General features: G+C 41.6%; 15 protein-coding genes. All 15 read right to left on the reverse strand.

From position 1 onward, the window contains the following. Positions 1 to 70: 70 nt before the first annotated feature. Positions 71 to 1,132: a S41 family peptidase gene (locus HMPREF9009_RS05985; RefSeq protein ID WP_049702273.1), complete on the reverse strand. Its 1,062-nt coding sequence runs from the start codon at positions 1,130 to 1,132 to the stop codon at positions 71 to 73. Between the two features lie 47 nt (positions 1,133 to 1,179). Continuing rightward, positions 1,180 to 2,040 (reverse strand): DUF3316 domain-containing protein, encoded by an 861-nt coding sequence (locus tag HMPREF9009_RS05990; RefSeq protein WP_049701705.1) that lies wholly within the window; start codon positions 2,038 to 2,040, stop codon positions 1,180 to 1,182. After that, on the reverse strand, positions 2,040 to 4,685 hold the full coding sequence (locus HMPREF9009_RS05995; protein ID WP_049701706.1) for a DNA gyrase/topoisomerase IV subunit A: 2,646 nt from the start codon (positions 4,683 to 4,685) through the stop codon (positions 2,040 to 2,042). The genes HMPREF9009_RS05990 and HMPREF9009_RS05995 overlap by 1 nt, the downstream gene beginning before the upstream one ends. 206 nt (positions 4,686 to 4,891) lie before the next feature. After that, positions 4,892 to 6,235 (reverse strand): Gfo/Idh/MocA family oxidoreductase, encoded by a 1,344-nt coding sequence (locus HMPREF9009_RS06000; protein WP_008024306.1) that lies wholly within the window; start codon positions 6,233 to 6,235, stop codon positions 4,892 to 4,894. An 87-nt stretch (positions 6,236 to 6,322) separates the two neighbouring features. Beyond that, positions 6,323 to 6,562: a hypothetical protein gene (locus HMPREF9009_RS26110; RefSeq protein ID WP_004299591.1), complete on the reverse strand. Its 240-nt coding sequence runs from the start codon at positions 6,560 to 6,562 to the stop codon at positions 6,323 to 6,325. 3 nt (positions 6,563 to 6,565) lie between these two features. Beyond that, the gene (locus HMPREF9009_RS06010) at positions 6,566 to 7,891 is read right to left on the reverse strand and encodes a Gfo/Idh/MocA family protein (RefSeq protein ID WP_049702274.1); all 1,326 of its coding nucleotides are present in this window, start codon (positions 7,889 to 7,891) and stop codon (positions 6,566 to 6,568) included. Position 7,892: 1 nt separating this feature from the next. Then, positions 7,893 to 8,663, reverse strand: a complete 771-nt coding sequence (locus HMPREF9009_RS06015) for an FAD:protein FMN transferase (RefSeq protein ID WP_049702275.1) — start codon at positions 8,661 to 8,663, stop codon at positions 7,893 to 7,895. 47 nt (positions 8,664 to 8,710) lie between these two features. After that, the gene (locus tag HMPREF9009_RS06020) at positions 8,711 to 10,120 is read right to left on the reverse strand and encodes a putative oxidoreductase C-terminal domain-containing protein (protein WP_049701707.1); all 1,410 of its coding nucleotides are present in this window, start codon (positions 10,118 to 10,120) and stop codon (positions 8,711 to 8,713) included. 4 nt (positions 10,121 to 10,124) lie between these two features. After that, positions 10,125 to 11,132, reverse strand: a complete 1,008-nt coding sequence (locus HMPREF9009_RS06025; RefSeq protein WP_008024316.1) for a Gfo/Idh/MocA family protein — start codon at positions 11,130 to 11,132, stop codon at positions 10,125 to 10,127. A 6-nt stretch (positions 11,133 to 11,138) separates the two neighbouring features. Further along, positions 11,139 to 11,930 (reverse strand): glucosamine-6-phosphate deaminase, encoded by a 792-nt coding sequence (locus tag HMPREF9009_RS06030; protein ID WP_049701708.1) that lies wholly within the window; start codon positions 11,928 to 11,930, stop codon positions 11,139 to 11,141. Continuing rightward, complete coding sequence (gene nagA / locus HMPREF9009_RS06035; RefSeq protein WP_008024320.1) at positions 11,911 to 13,098, reverse strand: N-acetylglucosamine-6-phosphate deacetylase; 1,188 nt, start codon at positions 13,096 to 13,098, stop codon at positions 11,911 to 11,913. The genes HMPREF9009_RS06030 and nagA overlap by 20 nt, the downstream gene beginning before the upstream one ends. Positions 13,099 to 13,115: 17 nt before the next feature. After that, a complete protein-coding gene (locus HMPREF9009_RS06040) occupies positions 13,116 to 14,432 on the reverse strand; it encodes a sugar MFS transporter (RefSeq protein ID WP_004309608.1) in 1,317 nt (438 codons plus the stop codon). 6 nt (positions 14,433 to 14,438) lie between these two features. Beyond that, a complete protein-coding gene (locus tag HMPREF9009_RS06045) occupies positions 14,439 to 16,643 on the reverse strand; it encodes a beta-glucosidase family protein (RefSeq protein WP_004305152.1) in 2,205 nt (734 codons plus the stop codon). Between the two features lie 23 nt (positions 16,644 to 16,666). Continuing rightward, positions 16,667 to 18,235, reverse strand: coding sequence for a glycoside hydrolase family 26 protein (locus HMPREF9009_RS06050; protein WP_049701709.1), 1,569 nt, complete (start codon positions 18,233 to 18,235; stop codon positions 16,667 to 16,669). A gap of 41 nt (positions 18,236 to 18,276) precedes the next feature. Beyond that, positions 18,277 to 19,974: a DUF5018 domain-containing protein gene (locus tag HMPREF9009_RS06055; protein WP_049702276.1), complete on the reverse strand. Its 1,698-nt coding sequence runs from the start codon at positions 19,972 to 19,974 to the stop codon at positions 18,277 to 18,279. Positions 19,975 to 19,977 lie beyond the last annotated feature (3 nt).

Raw genomic sequence — 19,977 nt, forward strand, 5'->3', positions numbered from 1 at the left:
TGTAGCTTTTTTGTTTAGCGGTGCAAAGATAGGAAGATTTTCTGATTTGGCAAATAATTCGGCAATAAAGTTATTCACTTAAGATTTCGAATGCCTTTTCAATCAGTGGATCTTTCTTTTGTGATTCTATGTCGCCCTGCTCTATCCCTTCTTCCAGAATCTTATCCATATTTACATATACATCAGGTTTTATTCCATCCTCCAATGACTTTCCATACTTATCAAAGTGGGGGCTGGCAGAGAAGCGGACGCTCCAGCCATTGGGTAATTCTGATGAAAATGGCAGCCCTGATCCACCACCAGTCTGATCGCCCAGCTGGATGATTCTTTTATCCTCGTTATCATTGTTTAAGCTGCGCATTATGTTAACAAAATCATTTGTGGCACTATAACATCGACGATTGGTTAGTATCACGACCTTTTTTTGCCAACGAATACTGTTGGAGGGTTCTAAATAAATGGGTTCCATCTCTGAGAAATCATTGTGTCCCGGACCTGTCTTATGTTGGATATATCCTGTTAGTGCCAGTTTATCAGTGAACCGGGCAGCTATGCGTGAAGAATTGGTTAGATTACCTCCTCCGTTATCACGGACATCGATAATTAATCCATTGCAGATTTGTAAATAGTAAAGGACCTCATCCAAATTGCCATCTCCAACTCCGGCACTGAAACTTTCATAACGTATGTATCCTATGTTATTGTCGAATATTTTATATTTAAGACCAGCGGATGTGCGATAGCCTGAATTGGCACTACCCAGATAATAGTTATAAAGAATATCTTCTCTATAATTCCAGGGGTAGCCCTGATACCATGCATCGTAATAAGAAATACGACTGGCAGAAGATAGATTGACATGCCCGTCTTTCAAGATATAAAGCATTTGACTTAGGATGTCGAACAGGTCATCATTGGACATCGACGGAATAATCAGTCTGCTGTATTTGTCATGAACAGCATCCCAGTCAATACCTTTCGTATCCAGGAAACAATACTGTTCGTCAATGATCTTCCATAGTTGTTCGAAATTACCTCTGGGATCATTGGCGTAGTCATCTTCCCCAATGCAACCAGTCAGCACCGGAAGGCAGCAGAGCAGCCAAAGTATTTGTTTGATCTTATTTCTCATCATTAATTGATCTCTCACTTGAAGTTTCAACATTAAATTTTGTTCTCTTAGTAAGCTCTAACCGATGAAGGAAGAGCGGTTCCTTTCTTATTTCGGATACGGTATAGGTCTTTCACAAATCCTACCATGAATACGTGTGAGTAGGTATGTGTCTTGATATTGTTAACGTTGGATTGCTGCAAATCAGCCAGGTAGCTGAAGCGCATTTTCGTATATCCTATCGGCAGATCGACGGAGAGCATCTGTCGCAACGAAGGTTGATTGTGCAGGGAGGTGAATTTTATCACTCCGCTCGAATTTCCCAAAGAGAATATCTCGTAATAAGATTGTCCGTAGTGGGGAGAGAACATCACTCCCATAACCGGCAGATTGACCTGATAACGAAGTACCATCGGATACCGTTTGATTTTCAGGTGCCAAATAGCCATTCCGGAGGCATCCAGATTGACGTATGCCCGTGCGGATGCCGGATTGTTGGTGTTCCGGAGATTATAGACAAAGCCTCCGTTGACATCTATCAATCCTCCGGCTAATAATTTGAAATTATCTGTCAGGCGGAACTGGTAATGTAATCCATAGTTCCAGTTGACTAATCCGGAGAAAGTGTTATTGTTATCAGCCCGGTTGTGCGTATAGCCGATGTCTGCTTGAAAGAAGTTCTGCACAGATACATTTCCATCAAACAACTTGGTCATCCGAATCAACTCACGGGAAACACGGAAGTCGATACCTTTGTATTCCTGCGGTGAAAGATAGGTGTCGAAAACGTTAGTAAATCCGATACCATACATGGTGGCACGTGTTACATACCGATGGGCTTGCAGACTGTCGATCTGCGCTTGTAATCTTGTGCAAAGGGCGAACAGGATGCAACCTGTCAGCCCCAAGTATATTAGTTTTTTCTTCATCAGAATAATTTCATCTGCCCGGTGATTTCATCAATAATATCGCCTTCGCTTTTGCCGCTGTCCGGATCCAGATTTTCCGGCTCCTCTTCAGGAGCTTCCTGTTGTTCTTGTGAGGGTTCGGGGAAGCGAGTTGGTTCAAGCTCATTGATCGTCTCCACTGCATAGGTAGTGATACGTTTTCCCTTGGCTTTGAAACCTTTGACAGCAATGAATTCATCCGCATCGATATTCAACGGATCACGGAAATTGTCGTGTCCGCCAAATATAACTTCCAGGCGAGGATAGTACTCGTCGGTCAGCAGGATCAGACGGTTGTTCTTATTTTCTCCCAAGTAGTTCTGTTTACGGTTAGAGGCCTCAAAACAGAAACGTTTCAGATACGGATAATTCTGTTGGTCGGCATCGTAAAGCGCGGCAGTCCATATCTTGTTAGGATCAAATTTCTCCACGATGCTTACATTATCTTCATAGTGGTTGCTCAAGTCGAAGTTGGTAGTATAGAAATCACCGTTGTTCAGAACAATCAATATGCTGTCGTCGCTTTGGAATTCACCCAGATATTCACCTCGTCCGTCATAGTTGAGGCGGAGTATGTCACGGTCAAACCATACTTTACGTCCACCGAGCGTAGAACCTCCTTTTTGTTTCAGGGATATCTTATGTACCGGCAAGCGGGTAAGAATCACGCCTCGTGCCTGACGTCCCTTGATGCTGACCTCACTGAAATCATGCTCGAAAATGATACGGCGTACACGCGGATTCGGTTTCAGTGTCACCTTGATGATTTCGGCTTCTCCATTCGGGTTGGCGCTGAAATAGGTAATCCGTGATTCGGGAGTTCCCTGTGTGACATCATATTCGCGGTCGCGAACTACAGAGGTCACGGCGAAACGTTTTACGTATGTCGTTCCTTCTTTTCCGTCGCGGTAGGCTACATTGTAGATCGTACGTTTATCGTTCTTCTTGAATACATTGACATAGAGAACGTTTTTGCCGACGAATTTCTTGTCGGCAACAGGAGTAACGATATACTTACCGTCGCGGAAGAAGATAATGACATCATCGATATCCGAACAACATGCCACGAACTCGTCTTTTTTCAAGGCTGTTCCGATAAATCCTTCTTCGCGGTTGATATAAAGTTTCTCGTTTGCTTCTACTACTTTGGCAGCTTCGATGGTGTCGAAGTTACGCAGTTCCGTACGGCGCGGGAAGTTCTTACCGTATTTGTTTTTTAACATCTGATACCAGTTGACGGTATAATCTACGATGTGAGCCAGATGATTATCAATCTCGGCCACTTCTTCTTTCATCCTGGCAATCAGTTCATCCGCTTTGTCCGAATTGAATTTCAGAATACGTCCCATTTTGATTTCCATCAGTTTGAGAATATCCTCTTTGGTGACTTCACGGATAAATTTCGGATAATAAGGCGTCAGGCGTTCGTCAATATGAGCACAAGCTGCGTCCATATCTTTGGATTGTTCGAACTCTTTGTCCTTATAGATGCGTTCTTCGATAAATATCTTTTCGAGCGAAGCAAAGTGCAACGCTTCCAGTATTTCGTTTTTCTTGATTTCCAGTTCCTGCTTTAGCAAATCCAGCGTGTTGTCTGCCGACTTTTTCAAGACTTTGCTGACAGTGAGGAAATGAGGTTTGCTGTCGTCAATCACGCAGCAGTTGGGTGAGATACTTACTTCGCAATCGGTGAATGCGTACAATGCATCGATTGTTTTGTCCGATGATGTACCTGGTGCCAGATGCACTAATATTTCTACGTTGGCAGCTGTGTTATCGTCTACCTTGCGAATTTTGATTTTTCCTTTATCAACAGCTTTCAGGATAGAGTCGATCACTGTTGAAGTGGTTTTCCCATAAGGGATCTCTGTGATTGCAAGTGTTTTGTTATCAATCTTGTTGATCTTGGCACGTACTTTCACTGCTCCGCCACGTTCTCCGTCGTTGTATTTGGCTACATCAATCGAGCCGCCTGTCTGGAAATCGGGATACAGTTGGAATTCTTCCCCACGCAGATAGCTGATGGAAGCATCACAAAGTTCGTTGAAGTTATGCGGCAATATCTTGGAAGAAAGTCCAACGGCGATACCTTCCACTCCCTGCGCCAGTAATAACGGGAATTTCACAGGAAGAGTGACTGGTTCCTTATTTCGTCCGTCGTATGACAATTTCCATTCGGTAGTTTTGGGATTGAAGACAACATCCAGCGCAAACTTGGATAAACGCGCCTCGATATAACGTGGAGCAGCCGCACCGTCTCCGGTGAGGATATTACCCCAGTTACCCTGACAGTCAATTAACAGGTCTTTTTGTCCCAACTGTACCAGGGCATCCCCGATAGAAGCATCACCGTGGGGGTGGAACTGCATGGTGTGTCCCACAATATTTGCCACTTTGTTATACCGCCCGTCATCCAGACGTTTCATAGAATGCAGGATACGACGTTGCACAGGCTTTAAACCGTCATTGATGTGAGGTACGGCACGTTCCAGAATAACATATGAAGCATAGTCCAGAAACCAATTCTGGTACATGCCTGTTAACTGATGTTTTACGCTTTCGTCCCGCGCGTCCGCCGGTTTGTAGTCTGAATGTTCTTCCGTTATCTCGTTGATTTCGTCACTCATAAAATTCGTATATACTATAATTTTAACGCATACGCACGCAAAAATACAAAAATAAAAGAGATTTCGATGAAAAACGGTGAATATTCCGTGTGTTAAAAGGGTATAAATCAGCTTTACGGAAGGAAAACAGAAAGGCATATCCTATCAAAGACATGCCTTTCTGTAAAATTATAACCTGATGAAAAAACGAGAAATGGGGACATGATTTAAACCCGTATTTCCCAACCTTTTTCGTACTCTCTTCCCCAAAGTTTATTGGCTTCCAAATCGTTGAGAATTCGTCCACTTCCCGGATCAATCTGTAATGAATGTCCGACACGTTGGGCAATGTTACCTAATTGTACCAACTGGGTACTGATACAGGCATCTACAATTCCGGAATTTAACTTTGTTCCTTTGCGAATGGCATCAAACCAGTTTCGGAAGTGGAAGGCATCCAGCTTTTCGGATGGATTCAACAGATTGCCGGTCTCAAATTTTAAATCACTTTTTACCTCTTTAATCGTTTTACCTTTTATATCTGCAATTTTATATTCATTGCCACCGCCAATGAAGAGAGTTCCGGTTTCTCCATAAAATGCGGTTCCTACTCCATATCCGTCTACCGGCATCGTATTACAACTACGTCCTTCCCATGAAAAAGATGCTTCGTCGCCAAATTGGAAGGTGATGAGTTGTGTGTCAGGAGTTTGCCAGTCGTCTTGAAAACGATACCGACCTCCGATAGAATCAACCTTTGTAGGATAATCTACGCCCAGTCCCCAGCGGAGTATATCAACAAAGTGGGTTCCATTGTTGAGTGCTTCACCTGTTCCCCAATTCCAGAACCAATGCCAGTTATAATGGATGAAATTATCTTTGAAATCAGCAACACGTGGGGCAGGACCTTGCCATAAATCCCAATCCAGATAATCAGGTACAGGTACAACTTTCCCTGTTCCAATGGAAGGGCGATTATTGACATACCAAGATTTGGCATATCTCACTTTTCCGATAGAACCAGATTTGATTTCTTCCATAGCTTTAATTACATTGGGAAAGGAGCGGCGTTGGTTACCCACTTGAACAATCCGGTTATATTTCAAAGCGGCTCGAACCAACATTTCATTTTCTGCCGGATTATGACTGGTCGGTTTTTCCAGATAAACATGCTTTCCGGCCTGCATAGCCATAATGGCTGCTTTGGCATGCCAATGGTCAGGGGTGGCAATCACCACTGCTTCAAAATCGTTCGACTCTAACATCTTACGAATGTCTTTTTCTCCTTTGGGAGTACGTCCGGTTATTTTGTGGATAGCAGCCTGACATTTTTCTAATGCTCTTGAGTCCACATCACAAATGTAAGTTACTTCACAATCTGGAAGTTTGGCAAATCCTTGCGCCAGGGCCTTACCTCTCGAATTCACTCCAATGACTCCGATACGTATTTTTTCGTTAGCTCCCAGAATATCTTGATAACGGCTTGAACCGAATCCTGGAAGTATGCTTCCTAATGAAAGTGCAGCTGTACCTGCCACTGTTTTTTTGATAAAATCTCTTCTTGTTGTCATAGTATCTATTTTTCTCCAAAATTAGGGTGTTATTAGAATATGTGAATGAGCTTTTCCGTCAATTCTCCTTCAAAAAACGTAAATCTCTTATTTTTTTCTTCGGAAAAGGTGACTCAAGAATATCAGGATTCCTCGGGGAATCCATAAGATAAGATAGATGAAAAAACTAATCACGATGACATACCCGATTTGGGATATTATTTCAATCCATGGGCGGGAATAGATAATGATTGCGATTACATTGATGATAAATGCAAGCAGGAAACTTAGAAGAAAGATATTCCTTTCTTGTTTCAACTTTTTTGAGGTGATAATAATATCTTTCATAGTTTAGAATTTCATATAGGGTATTTTATATTCGTCGGGGAAGAGGATATGGCGTTGTTCATCCATTGCTTGATTCCCTAGTAAGCAAAGGACCGTAGAACAATAAGCCTCTTCTACTACATTCTGTGCTTTCTCTCCAGTGATACAAGATTGGCAGAAAGAGGATAGAATGATATCTGAACCGTCTTTATCTGCTCCGATCATACTTAATCCGCTGTTAACGTGAATATCTCCGTCAATGATGAAATGTGGAGTGTATTCCATTTTCGTTTCCGGTCGCCAGCTGGGGCCCGCTGTTGGTATAGCGGCAAAAGCTTTGTCTTTTACCTGGTCAATCAGTTGGCGGATGCCCGAAGTAGAATGGTCTTCTTCCAGGTAATAAATACCTTTAGCCATATCCATCGTACCTTTGTGGCCTAGAATCTGATCTTCCATACCATTGAACTTATTGGAAATCAATGATTCGTAGGCAATCTTGGTTCCGTCAGAATATCGATAAGTCACATTTACACTATCGTATACTTCACGACCGTCTTTCCAGTAAACAATATCACCCATCCCCATGATACTTACCGGCATTCTTTTAGCTGCCCAGTTACATACTTCTAATTGATGGCAAGCTAGTTCAGTCATTAGTCCGCCCGAACTGTCTTTATATAATCTCCAATTGATTTTGCGCTCCAATTCCGGTGAGGGAACAGGACGACGCCAGTCCGCATTTCTGAACCAATGACAGCGCATTCCTACCACATCTCCGATCAGTCCGGAATGAATCATTTGCATCCCTTTGATATACTTCTCGTCATACATTCGTTGCATACAAAAGTAGAGTACTTTTTCAGACTGGTTGTAAGTGTCATAGATAGCCTTGCACTCGTCAAGGGTGCGTGCCATTGCTTTTTCACAGAAGACATGTTTGCCGGCAGCTAATGCGTCCAACACAATAGGTGCGTGCCAGTTTAGTGGTGTGGATATGATGACTCCATCAATGTCTTTCGATTCCAGCAGCTTACGGTAGTCTGTATAGGACTTGGCATCCGGGCAAAGCTCCAATGCTTGCTGAAGATTGGGAGCATAATTGTCACACACGGCTACAATTTGTGCATGAGGTATTTCCTTGAGGTTATGGATGTGGTATTGCCCTCTGGAACCTGTGCCAATTAAAGCAATCCGTGCTTTTTCATGTTTAATCTCTTTCAATTTTTCGGGGGTACAGGAGGTAAGCCAGGGAGTGGTAGCTAATAAAGCGGTTCCTCCGGCAACATATCCCAGACTTTTTATAAATTGTCTGAGCCCTAAGTCTACTCCTTCTTTTTTATTGTCTTTCATGTTATAAATCATATAGGGTTGCTTGTATATCTTTAAAATTCTCTGTGAGTAATTGCTGTTGTTCTTTATTCGCAATCATCCATACGGTACTTAGAATTTCAGCCTCTAACGGATCTGTAGATATGATAGAGCTTGCTTTTCGTTGTTCATTAAATAAACCCGTAAGTGGATTCATAATGTGTCCGGTATATTGCAGCGTATTACCGGAAGTGGATAATGCTGTATTTTGAAGGTTGAACTCATTTAAAAGAGACTGATTATACGGATTCAGAAAACTCACTTTCCAACTGTCTCCATAAGGATGATGTCCCATGCCCAGAATGGAGCTATTACCGAAATTGACAAATGCATGGTTGATGTTTTCTTGTTCTATGAGTTTTTTGATTTTCTTCAAAGCATACCCTTTGGCAAAGCCTCCGAAATCGAGTGAAATAGTGGAAGATGCAAAGGAAATGCGTTGATGGTCGTGAATTTGTATTTTGGAGAAATCTTTTAATGTAATGTCAAATAGATGAAAGGTGTTTTCGTAATAATATTGGCAAAGTTGCAATATTTCCTCCAGTTCTTTGCTAATTTGAATATAACTTTGCAAAGCATGTTTATTAATACCGGAGACCTCACTGTGGGGATCAAAACGGTTCAAGATCTTATCCAAACGTTCCAGCTCGTTGATGATATGGCACCAAAGTCCGTTTAAACGTTCTGCATCAGAATGAATAAGCAATATATCGAATCGTGTCCCCATGATATGAGGAATGAAGCCATGAAACATGGCTTCATCTTTATAATATTTACATCCTGTCTCTAACACCTATTGTCTTATTTATTTTCTTTCTTTGCCATTTCTACAGCAGTTGTAGTAATGTAATATTTGGTTAATGTATTTTCGTTTTCCCATTCCGGGATGTTTTTGTTACGTATATAATGCAGGAAAGCTTTTGCTACTTTACTGAAGTGCTCTTCATGTCCTAGTCTGTATTCCTGTGGTATATCAATAAGATAAATCCCGTTACTTTTATTTTTGACGGATAAGAACGGGTAGCTTTCTTGAAGTTGTTCTATCGTCTTTTGTAATTGAGTCTCAAAAGCATGGCTGTCAATGTTTGGCTTTTTCTGAATATACAATTCTTTCACAAAACCATTCTTCTCATTTTGAACAATTTTTAAAGTTGCTTTGCTACCTTTTTTGATAGAAGTAAACGTATCTCCTCCATGAACTGGTGGCATATAATTCCATGTGACTTTCATTCCCATATAAATTCCTTTGACGGTGTAGTTGAGACTTCCGTTTGCCATAACTTCCAATACATCATTTTTTATGTATTGATTCAGATAAATAGGGAAAGAGTCTGTTTGCGTTGATTGGCTGAACTCTGCCAATGTGATTGGGGTTGGCCAGTGTTTGGCCGAAAGTACTTTGACATCCGATTGATAATGAATTGCTTCATCTGGAAAACATTGCCAGTTGATAAGATCTATCAAATGTGTTGTTACATCTGCAATTCCTTCTCCTTGTTGTGCTATATCATAGTACCATGCAGGACGAACCAGCGGTTTACCGGAAACCTTTTTAAAGAAATGATGTACGCTTTCCATTATTACAGAAGGGTTGTCCGGTGAGCCTTTTTGTAATTCTCCAAATAATTCTGTTTGATGTAAGAGCTCTTTTTCTATGATGTTGAGAATATCATATCGCTCCGTCATCAAATCATATAAAAGGAGCCCCTTTTGTTGTGCTAGCAGATAAGCCTCTGTCAATAATTGGAAGTCCTGTGAGTTAATAGCCAGTGGCTTATCTGCAAGAACATTATATCCGGCTTTGATAGATTCTATAATATATCGTGTCTTCTTCTGATTATTTCCAGCCAGAATTACGACATCACCTTTATGATCTGAAAGCATTTTCTGGAGATAATCTTCGCCTGTATATACCTGTTTCTTCCATGTAGTGGGAGACTTTGGCCGATGGTTGTAAGAGTCAATACTTTCCAGGTATTGATTGACGCCTATTCCTTCAGGAGCGTATATCCGGATGGTATCATTAATAACAGCTAATGCATCTTTCTGAAGCAGACTGGCATGGAAATGTCCTGGATCAAGAACAACTACTTCTATTTTACATGAATCATTGGCTTCCGCCTTATTCATAGTCTGTTTCTTGGAGAAAGAACATGAAGCAACTATAAATAAGATTGATATAAGCCCGATTCCTTTATATATAAATTTCATTTTCTTATTTATTATAGGTTTTGATTAATTTCCGGGCGTCTTTCCATCCTTTTTGGTAAGCTTCTTCCAATGTGACAATTCTTCCATTCTCTTCTTTACTCATATTGGATGCTTTCATGAAAGTGAATATTTCAATTGTTTCTTCTCTGGAGATAGGAGAGATTCCTGTTTGGAAGTATTTGAGAATCTGCTCAAGGAGTGCTTTATATCCTTGATAACCTCCTACTGTTATTGCCCCTTTGGAAGTATAGGCTGTTCCTCCATAAATTTGCGGTCCCTTTATAATAGCCCTAAAAGTTCCGATTCTACCATCTTTCCATCGTCCTACTACTATATCCCCTCTATCTGAAGACATCCGGTTGACTGATTCGCATCCTGTCCCCATAATTGTGTATAATGTTTCTACTCCATGAATACCATAGAAACCGAAATCCGGATGCGTTGGTTCCACTTTGTGAGGAGAATAACAATCGGCTCCAAGGATTTTGCCAAATTCTCCATTTCTTAATTTCTGGTTTTGAGGAGTAAATCTAAGAGCAGAAGAGGAAAAAACAGGCGCATTGTATTTTTCTGCCATTTCATAAATAGCGATTGCATCTCCTAAAGTAGCTCCGATAGGTTTGTCAATATAGCATATCTTACCTGATTTGAATACCTCGACGGCTTGTTCCAAATGTAGTCTGCCGTCATTGGTTTCCAAAAGGACACAGTCTACTTTTTCCAGTAAATCTGCTATTGATGAGGTGATTTCCACGCCATTTGCTTTGACCTTTTCAATGTATCCGGGGATTCGTTCGTAACTGGATTGAATAGTCTTTGAACCGTACGGATACGCTGCTACTACCCTAAAACCTTTGGAAAAGGTCTCATCCGAACCACTATTAATCAGTTCGGTGAAAGCGGTGGAATGGGATGTGTCCAGACCAATAATTCCGATCCGCATAACTTTTTGTGCGTGTATACTGAAGCTAATAGCCAGTAGTATAAGAAGAAGTGAGATTCTGTTTTTCATAATCCTTTATAAATTAATTCTTTTTGCACTTTCCGGGTCCAAATATAATGAAGAATTTTCTTTTCTTCGCAATATGCTGGCCGGACATTTTTCTGAAACTTCACCATAAACAGTCTGATAGACTGCTTGAGCTTTATTTTTGAACGGGACGATACAAAACATCCATTCAGCTCTTAGCAAAGCCGGTATCGTGAGTGTTAAAGCTTCTTTGGGTACTAAGTCTAGTGTCATGAAGCATTTTTCATTGACTTGCTGTTGGCGACATATTGGATCCAGCTCAACTACTTTCACAAGTTTGGGATCATTAAAGTCTGCTACATCCGGATCATTGAAAGCAATATGCCCATTTTCTCCAATTCCCAGACAAACGATGTCAACCGGATGCTTAGTCAGCAAGTCTGCATATCGCTGACATTCCTCTTCAAGGTTTTCCGCCAGACCATTCAGATAGTTGACTTTCTTGAAAGGAACTTTGTCAAAGATACGAATTCTAAGGAAATGTCCAAAACTTTGTGGGGCTTCCGGATGTATACCGATGTATTCATCCATATGAAAAGCGTTTATTCTGGTCCAGTCGATGCGTTTGTCATGAATCAGATGACTCAAAAACTCATTTTGTGAGGGGGCAGCGGCGAAAATCATATTTATTTCCGGTTTGCTTTCCAATAAACGACAAATTTGGTCGCCGACTTCTTTTGCGGCTACACTGCCCATCTCTTGAATGGACGGGAAAATTCGAACTGTTAATTGTTCCTGCTGAAAAACTTTGGTCTTAGTTTCATTTAGTATAGATAACATGGCCTTTTAATATTGTATTATTTATATTTATTTGATTATCAAAAATGACTATGTCGGCATCCTTACCGATTTCTAAAGAACCTTTTTCTTTGTCAATATGAAGAATACGGGCGGGCGTCAGGCTCATCATACGGACGGCGTCAATGAGAGGAACACCGGCTAAATATATCATGGTTCGAACCAGCCGGTCGGTTGTTGCAACACTACCGGCAAAAGCTTTCCGATCCGGCATTTTGGCCACTCCGTCTTCGATAATGACTTTCTGGCCATTGTTGAGGCTACCTAATATCGATTCACCGTCCGGCATACCCGCTCCTCTCATGGCATCAGTGCAGAGGGCTGTTTTATCAACTCCTTTGAACTTGTATACGAATTGGAGCAGGGGTTTCGGAAGATGTATGCCATCGGCAATAATCTCCACTGTCATATCTTCAATCAAGTAGGCGGCTTCTACTACTCCGGCATAGCGGAAAGCATTTTTGCGGGTCACTGATGACATGGCCGAATAAAGGTGGGTCACATGTGTATAACCTGCTGTAAAGGCTTTCTCAACTTCTTCATAAATCGCGTCGGTATGAGCGATGGAGGGGAGAATATGATGTTGTTGCAGAGTTTGCCCTAGTGCTAGAGCACCCTCCAACTCTGGAGCTACGCTCCAACGGATAATATCTTTTGAGGCTTCCAGAATGGCATTGTATTCTTCAGCTTGCGGCTTTTTCAGGAAGTTCGGGTCTTGCGCACCACATTGTTTCGGTGAAAAGTAAGGTCCTTCCAAATGTAAACCGATAAACTGCGAACCATTGATATTCATTTCTTTGGCTTTCCGATATACGGTAAACGTCGTCATTAACTCCTCGTTAGTGCTGGTAAGTGTGGTGGGAACCATTGCGGTAGTACCATACTTGGCATGTGTTTCGGCCACTCCGAGAAAAGCCTCGACAGTACCATCCATGAAGTCATGTCCTCCTCCTCCGTGGATATGCATGTCGATGAATCCTGGTGAAACATAATTCTGACGGGCGTCTATTACCTTGTCACCAACGAGCGGTTGATAGCTTTCATTGGGAATAATCTGCTCAATTTTTCCATTTTCGCATATCAATGTTTGGCCCATTTCTATGCCTGTTGGTAGAATGAGTTTTCCATTTGTTATGATGAGTCTTTCCATATTATTTCGTTTTTAATTTATTTCCAGGAGTCTATTTTATGACCTTTAACTGCAAAGAAAACCAAATATAAAAAACAGGGAATCAATACCCAATAACCGAAACGCAGACTATACATATCTGCCAGATGACCATATATCAGAGGCAGAATGGCATTGCCACATAATCCCATAATAAGAAGAGAGGAACCGGTTTTGGTGAATTTCCCTAGTCCATGAATGGAAAGTGGCCAGATACCTGCGTAGATTAAAGCATTCGGGAAACCCAATGCATTCAGAAAGAAAATGGAGGCATTGGCATGATGACCGAACAGAGTTACTTCAAAATCTGCAAATACAACTCCGAATGAAAGGAGTAATCCGATGATGGTACAACCTATAAGTGCATTTTTTTGTGAAACATATTTGGGTATTAACAGGATCCCCAGGAGGTAACCAATCATAGTACAGGCCAATGTATATGAGGGAAATGTTTTAGCTTCGAGCAGGTCCATACCCATCGAATTGGCATAATTGATGATTGTATCAATTGCGATAACCTGTGTTCCTACATGAAGAAATATAGCCACTGCTCCCAAGATAAGGTAGGGAAAGTCGAAAATACTTTTTCTGGTGTGATGGTGGCTACCTGTATCTTCCGTGCTGTTTTCTTCGTCTGTATTGATTTCAGGCAGAATGGAGTAACGGATACCGATACCGGTAAGCAGTAAAATAACGCCTAGAACAGCATAAGGCACAATGACGCGTTGTATTAATTCGTCAAGCATAGCATTCTTTGTGACTATGTCTAAAGTCCCCGATTCTATAGTGGCAAAAAGCTCCTTGTCGGTAACATTTAATATCAATGCAGCAAATATGAGTGGTGAGACGATACCTGCGAATTTATTGCATATTCCCATAATACTGATTCGTTTGGCGGCACTATCAATAGGACCGATAATAGTGACATAAGGATTAGCGGCAGTTTGCAATATGGCTAATCCGGTGCCGATGGAAAATAGACCGGCCAGGAATATCTCGAATTGACGGGCTAATGCTGCCGGAACAAATAAGAAAGCTCCTAAGGCGGTAAGCATAAAACCATACATAATACCTCGCTTGAATCCCACTTTCTTGAGAAGTACTCCCGAGGGGATAGCCATTACAAAGTAGGCGATATAAAATGCAAAGGCGACAAAGTAGGATTCGAAATGTGTCAGTTCACAGGATATGCGGAAGTATGGAATCAGTATGGCATTGACCCACGACACAAATCCGAAGATAAAGAACATCCCTGCCAGAATTGCAATTGATATGTAGTATGTCTTTTTGCTGCTTATAAGGTTATTGTTTCCCATGTGTTTTTATTTTTTCAGTTCGAAATCTTTCTGTAATTTGATGTCCCGTGACGATGCGCCTATTAATACTGTAAACATGCCAGGTTCGTCTTTCCAGCATTTACTTTCGGTATCGTAGTATTGTAAGGCGCGGCGCGGTAACTTGATAGTGACTTGTTTGGATTCACCCGGTTTTAAGCCAACCTTAGTGAACCCTTTTAATTCTTTAAACGGGCGTTCTACAGAACATTTGTTTTGATGCAAATATAACTGTGCAATTTCCTGGCCATATCGTTTTCCCGTGTTAGTAATGGTGAATGATACGGCAAACTCTGTGTCCGAGTCTTTCCATACAGGTTTCATCTTTATGTTTGAATAAGTAAAAGTGGTATAGGATAATCCATAACCGAATTCAAATTGGGGGACTACACGGTAAGTATCGAAGTAGCGGTAGCCGACCATAAGCCCTTCCTTGAAACGGACGGTGTCGTTTATACCCGGATATTCTCCAAATACGTGATCAGGCATATCTTCCAGACGCTTACACCAGGTAGTAGTCAGTTTTCCCGAAGGATTGACTTCTCCAAACAATGTACGTGCCAGTGCATTTCCTCCTTCCATCCCTAGAAAACTGCCGTGCAGTAATGCCGTAGCATCATTATACCATTCTCCTATTTCGACGGGGCCACCGGAGATTAGTACCACTACAGTGTTGGGATTAACCTCCAGGATACCTTTTAATAATCTGTCCTGTTGGTAAGGAAGCTTTAAATTCGGCTTATCGTACCCTTCACAGTCAGAACCATGTTCGTGGGAGGTTCCACCTATATAGATAACCAATTCTGCTTGGGCAGCTGTATTGATTGCTTTCTTATATAGCTCTTCATCGGATTTATCAAATTCGTTCGTGAACCAATGACCAACCTTATACGCCTTTTTACTCAATTGATAACCGGGTGCATATTCGATCCGGGCTTTTCCATCTAAAAGATTTTGTAGCCCTTCCAAAGGAGTAACTTCATATTTAGCTTTAAGTTTTGTACTGCCACCTCCTGCTGCAAATACTTCGGTTGCATTTGCGCCAATCACTGCGACATTCTTGTATTGTGCCGGGTCTAGTGGTAGCATATCTTTGGAATTCTTCAATAATACCAATGATTCCTCCGCTATTTCTCTGGCAGCCTTAGTATGGGCAGGTATTGCAAGTTTGGCTGCCATACCTGTAGTGTCATAAGGAACTTGTCCTATTAAATCAAGTCGAATCATCAATTTCAGAATATTACGTACTTTTTTGTTGACGGCTTCTTCCGGAATCTCTCCATTACGTACTTTCTTCAATAAAGGATCGGCCAAATAATATTTATTGAAAGCATATTTCCCATTTTCTTTGATGCTTGTTCCCATTTCGACATCCATACCGCACAGAGCTGTTCGCTCTGTGTTATGGACTGCATTCCAGTCCGATACGACTAATCCGTCAAATCCTAGTTCATCACGAAGTAAAGTATCAAGAAGATAAGGACTTTCCGTACACCACAACCCTCGAACCTTGTTATATGCCGCCATGGCTGCCATGGCTCCACCTCGTTGTATGGCAGCTTCAAAAGCCGGAAGATAAATTTCGTGTAAGGTGCGTTCGTCTACTTCTACACTCACTTTGTACTGGTTGTATGCCTGGCTATTCAGAGCAAAATGCTTCACACAAGAGGCTACTCCCTGTGACTGTACTCCTTGTATATATGGAACAGCCAGTTCACCGGAGAAGAAAGGATCCTCGCTGAAATATTCCCAATTACGTCCATTGAGTAAGGAACGGTGAATGTTGACTCCCGGAGCCAGGCTCACATGCTTACCGCGTGCTTTACATTCAGCTCCAAGAACTTCTCCATATAGCTGTGCCAGATCACGGTTCCAAGTAGATGCTAAGGCGCTTAATGCAGGTAGATAGCTACATGCGTCGTTATCCCATCGGGCGGATTCCCACCCATTGGCTACTCCCTCAAATCTTACTCCGTGAGGTCCGTCGGAGTAGTGCAGGTCGGGGATGCCAAGCCTTGGAACACCGGTACTTGAAAACATCGTGTTACTGTGCAACATTCCAATTTTCTCTTCCAAAGTCATTTGTGATAATAAACTTTCTATCTGTTTATCAGTACTTGCTACTTTATTACCAGTCAGACAGGAGGAGAATATAATCAGAATCAGCCAGCTATATGGAGTCAGTCTTTTCATACTAGAATACTTGTTGTCTTTGATTATTTTGAATTATTCTTTCTTGTTTCAATTTCACTGTACACAGCATCCGGGATCAAATCAAGCCAGTAAGGATCCTGGACGAGTTCCTTGTACAGTTCAAGTGCCAGAGGGTCACTTTGCAGACGGCGGTCACCATTCTCTGCATTTTCGTGATTCTCCCATACGACGGCCTTGACACGTGGCTCTTCATCCTTCAGCTTAAACCATTCTCTTACCCATCTCTGGTGGTCGCATGTGCTGGAGTATCCTCCTTCACTAATCATGATAGGCTTGTCTGCCGATACCTGCTTGATTCCTTGCATCAGTGTGAGCGGATATCTTCTTTCTTCCGGATAAGTAGCACTAAGCGATGGTGGATAACAGCTTACTCCCAGCCAATCTACATACATATCTCCTGGATAATAGTTTTTCATTGCGTTTGCTTCTGTACCTGGCATGCTTACACTGTTGGGTGACCATACGAAGACATTGTAGGCAGTGACACCCAACTGTTCTGCAATGTTATACATACGTCTCCAAGCCTTGACATAGTTTGTGGGATCTCCGTAATACGGAGTCCAGCTTCCATTCATTTCGTTGGCTGGTCTGAACCAGATAGGTCCCATGTCACGTACTTTTTGGGCAGCCACTTCGGCGAAGTATGATTTGTGAAAATCGTCAAGTTCGCCATTTGCCATTTGCTGGGTGGGAATGACGGGCAGCCATCCGTAAAGGAAGAATCGGTATTTGCCCTGATAGTTTTTTCCCCAGTATTTCTCACGTACTGTTTGCATTTCGCTGAAATTTCGTCCCGGTTCCATATTCTGATACCATAAGATCATAGATAGTTGTTTTCCCACCAATTTTTCAAATAAGGCAACGGCACACTGGTCAGTACTTCCTTCGCGGTCTTCCGGATCGAATCCGTATAATGGTGGGAATGCTCCATGATAACATCCTTTTTCGGGGACGTACTTCATGTCATTATGAAATTCTCCCATTACCTTGATTTCGTCGATGAGCATCATCGTACTGGTGGAAGCTGAAGATTTGAGAGTCGCTTTCACATATCTGCATGCTACATTACTAAAGTCTGTTTTTCCCCAAGCGTCCGACTTTCCGTTGCTGTCGGAATAGGTAATTGGTGAGGCTGCTTTTTCCCATTGGCTTTTGTCCTTGCTGGTTGATACTTCTATTTGAGCAGGGAATACAATTTGTGATGTCGGATCGGAAATAGCATGTACTGATACTTCTGTGATACTGCGTAATGATCCCAAATCAATTATTACTTCTACAGTTTGTGCATTCCAACCGACTCCTCTGTTTTTAGTCGAGAGGGTACCGGTCTCCTCATCCGTCAGTTTGGTGCCGGATGTCCAGGGATCGAGAGGGGCTTTATCAGCATAGGCACTGTTGGCTACAACATTCATTTTATAGAATTTGCCTGCCGCCACATTAATAATGCTTTGTTCATTTGGATCTTTGGGCTTGTTTGGATCAAAAGTAACTTCCCACGATCTCGTTTCTTCTGCATTGCAAGCGTATATGAGTATTGCAACTGCTATTAACCATAAATTTTTTAATTTCATATTTAGTGGTATATTATAAGGTTGATTACTGGTTGTTTGTATTACATATCAATACAGTCATATTGGTAGCAGGCGATGCCTCCATTAGAGAATACGAGATAAACGTATAGATAATAACCATTTTTGGCAACTTTAAATACGACATCTCCGGTTCCTTCGGTGTTCTGACCGGAATTCTCGCGACCTCCATATATCTTGTCCGGACATACTACTATCTGGTTATCGAATGAACCGCTGCTAAGGTCATACATACGGACAGCATCAGAACCAGTTACGGCATAGTTGAAACTATTTACATGATTGTAAATGACATAAGGTACTTTGTTGAACACGGCATAGTCTACGGCATTGATAATTGTGTTACCCGGAGCACCTGTATTTGCCGCTTTTATGCTATTGTCTGTTCCTTTAAACCAGTAGAAATAGCGTTTGGCAGAAGTGTCTGTGACATGGCTGGCCAAGAAATAGTCACTTTGAGTGTCGGTGTCATCAGCATAAATCACATCCGCCCATTTAATCCAGTTTGAAGTCAGCAGAGAGGAACTCATAATGACAAATTCCGGACTTTGTGATTGTAAAGTACCATTTATGACACGCCAGCGGGCGAATTGTACTTTACTATCTTTTTGGAATACCGGAGTTGTGATAAGGGCATTGGCATCCAAATCTCCCTGGATAGAGATCTTCCAACCAAATCTTATATTAGTGCCAGTTTTATATTCAATATATTTCTGTGGTTTCTCATTCACTCCATTAGCTTTCCATACGGTGAAAGTACCTCCTGATGGAGTATAGCTGCAGAATAAAATATTATTTCCCCGATCTGCTGTTGCATGGAAGTTTGAATTATCACCGGCAAATTGGCTGATATCCATAGAACCTGCTATTTCTCCGGTCTGGCTATTTAAGTAAATGGCACGATCATTGGCACGTTCGTTGATGACAACATATTTGTCGACTACTGCAAGCCCGGTTACTTTACCCGGTAGCAGAATACCGCTTATTTCAGATAGTCTTTTAGACCATAATAGCTTACCGCTTCCTTGGCGAATACCTGCAACAGTTTTTTGCGGAATATCTTTTTTTACCGTATATGTTGCTTTATCTATACCATTCTGTGCTGTGACGACGATAGTCTGTTCTTGTTCATAGTCTAGTGCTTCTGTTTCGGGATTGGGACTGCATGTTGCTCCATGTGAGATATCAATGTTAGCTATCTGCTCCCCTACATTATCTATGGTTACTAATGAAATTGTTTTTTCGTTTTCATTAATGACTCCCAATAGCCCTATGGCAGGAATATCGAATTTGGTGATGCTACATTCGTTGCTCTTACGGATTTCACCTATTACTTTGAATTCGGTACTAGTCCCGGAGGTCTGATCTTTCACTGTGATATAGTTGTCTTGGGTAAGATCCATATAAAGTAATGGTGGAGTTACACTGACATTATTTGCTAAACTGGCACTCAATCTTACCCGTTTTAGTGCAGAGGTCGGCAATACATTATCCGACAATTTGGGATAATTGTATGGGAAAACAAATGTGATTGAATGATTGGTATAATCTATCTCACCTTTGAAACTATTTTCGCTGCTGTCATCGTTCGGAAACGATGCAGTGATGCTGTTGATACCTTCGCGTTGAATGTCAGAACCCAACTCTTCAGGACTGTGACAACTAGTTACTCCCCATAGAAGAACTAATGCCTGGATGATTGATATAATTTTGTTTTTCATTGT

Source organism: Bacteroides sp. 3_1_13 (assembly GCF_001185845.1).
GTDB lineage: Bacteria > Bacteroidota > Bacteroidia > Bacteroidales > Bacteroidaceae > Bacteroides > Bacteroides xylanisolvens.

What these genes read in the sequence shown, in the direction of transcription:
- HMPREF9009_RS06050 (WP_049701709.1), bottom strand. Translation starts at nt 18,235, where the DNA reads ATGAAATTAAAAAATTTATGGTTAATAGCAGTTGCAATACTCATATAC.
- HMPREF9009_RS05990 (WP_049701705.1), bottom strand. Translation starts at nt 2,040, where the DNA reads ATGAAGAAAAAACTAATATACTTGGGGCTGACAGGTTGCATCCTGTTC.
- HMPREF9009_RS06040 (WP_004309608.1), bottom strand. Translation starts at nt 14,432, where the DNA reads ATGGGAAACAATAACCTTATAAGCAGCAAAAAGACATACTACATATCA.
- HMPREF9009_RS06025 (WP_008024316.1), bottom strand. Translation starts at nt 11,132, where the DNA reads ATGAAAAACAGAATCTCACTTCTTCTTATACTACTGGCTATTAGCTTC.
- HMPREF9009_RS05995 (WP_049701706.1), bottom strand. Translation starts at nt 4,685, where the DNA reads ATGAGTGACGAAATCAACGAGATAACGGAAGAACATTCAGACTACAAA.
- nagA (WP_008024320.1), bottom strand. Translation starts at nt 13,098, where the DNA reads ATGGAAAGACTCATCATAACAAATGGAAAACTCATTCTACCAACAGGC.
- HMPREF9009_RS26110 (WP_004299591.1), bottom strand. Translation starts at nt 6,562, where the DNA reads ATGAAAGATATTATTATCACCTCAAAAAAGTTGAAACAAGAAAGGAAT.
- HMPREF9009_RS06055 (WP_049702276.1), bottom strand. Translation starts at nt 19,974, where the DNA reads ATGAAAAACAAAATTATATCAATCATCCAGGCATTAGTTCTTCTATGG.
- HMPREF9009_RS05985 (WP_049702273.1), bottom strand. Translation starts at nt 1,132, where the DNA reads ATGAGAAATAAGATCAAACAAATACTTTGGCTGCTCTGCTGCCTTCCG.
- HMPREF9009_RS06015 (WP_049702275.1), bottom strand. Translation starts at nt 8,663, where the DNA reads ATGTTTCATGGCTTCATTCCTCATATCATGGGGACACGATTCGATATA.
- HMPREF9009_RS06010 (WP_049702274.1), bottom strand. Translation starts at nt 7,891, where the DNA reads ATGAAAGACAATAAAAAAGAAGGAGTAGACTTAGGGCTCAGACAATTT.
- HMPREF9009_RS06045 (WP_004305152.1), bottom strand. Translation starts at nt 16,643, where the DNA reads ATGAAAAGACTGACTCCATATAGCTGGCTGATTCTGATTATATTCTCC.
- HMPREF9009_RS06020 (WP_049701707.1), bottom strand. Translation starts at nt 10,120, where the DNA reads ATGAAATTTATATATAAAGGAATCGGGCTTATATCAATCTTATTTATA.
- HMPREF9009_RS06000 (WP_008024306.1), bottom strand. Translation starts at nt 6,235, where the DNA reads ATGACAACAAGAAGAGATTTTATCAAAAAAACAGTGGCAGGTACAGCT.
- HMPREF9009_RS06030 (WP_049701708.1), bottom strand. Translation starts at nt 11,930, where the DNA reads ATGTTATCTATACTAAATGAAACTAAGACCAAAGTTTTTCAGCAGGAA.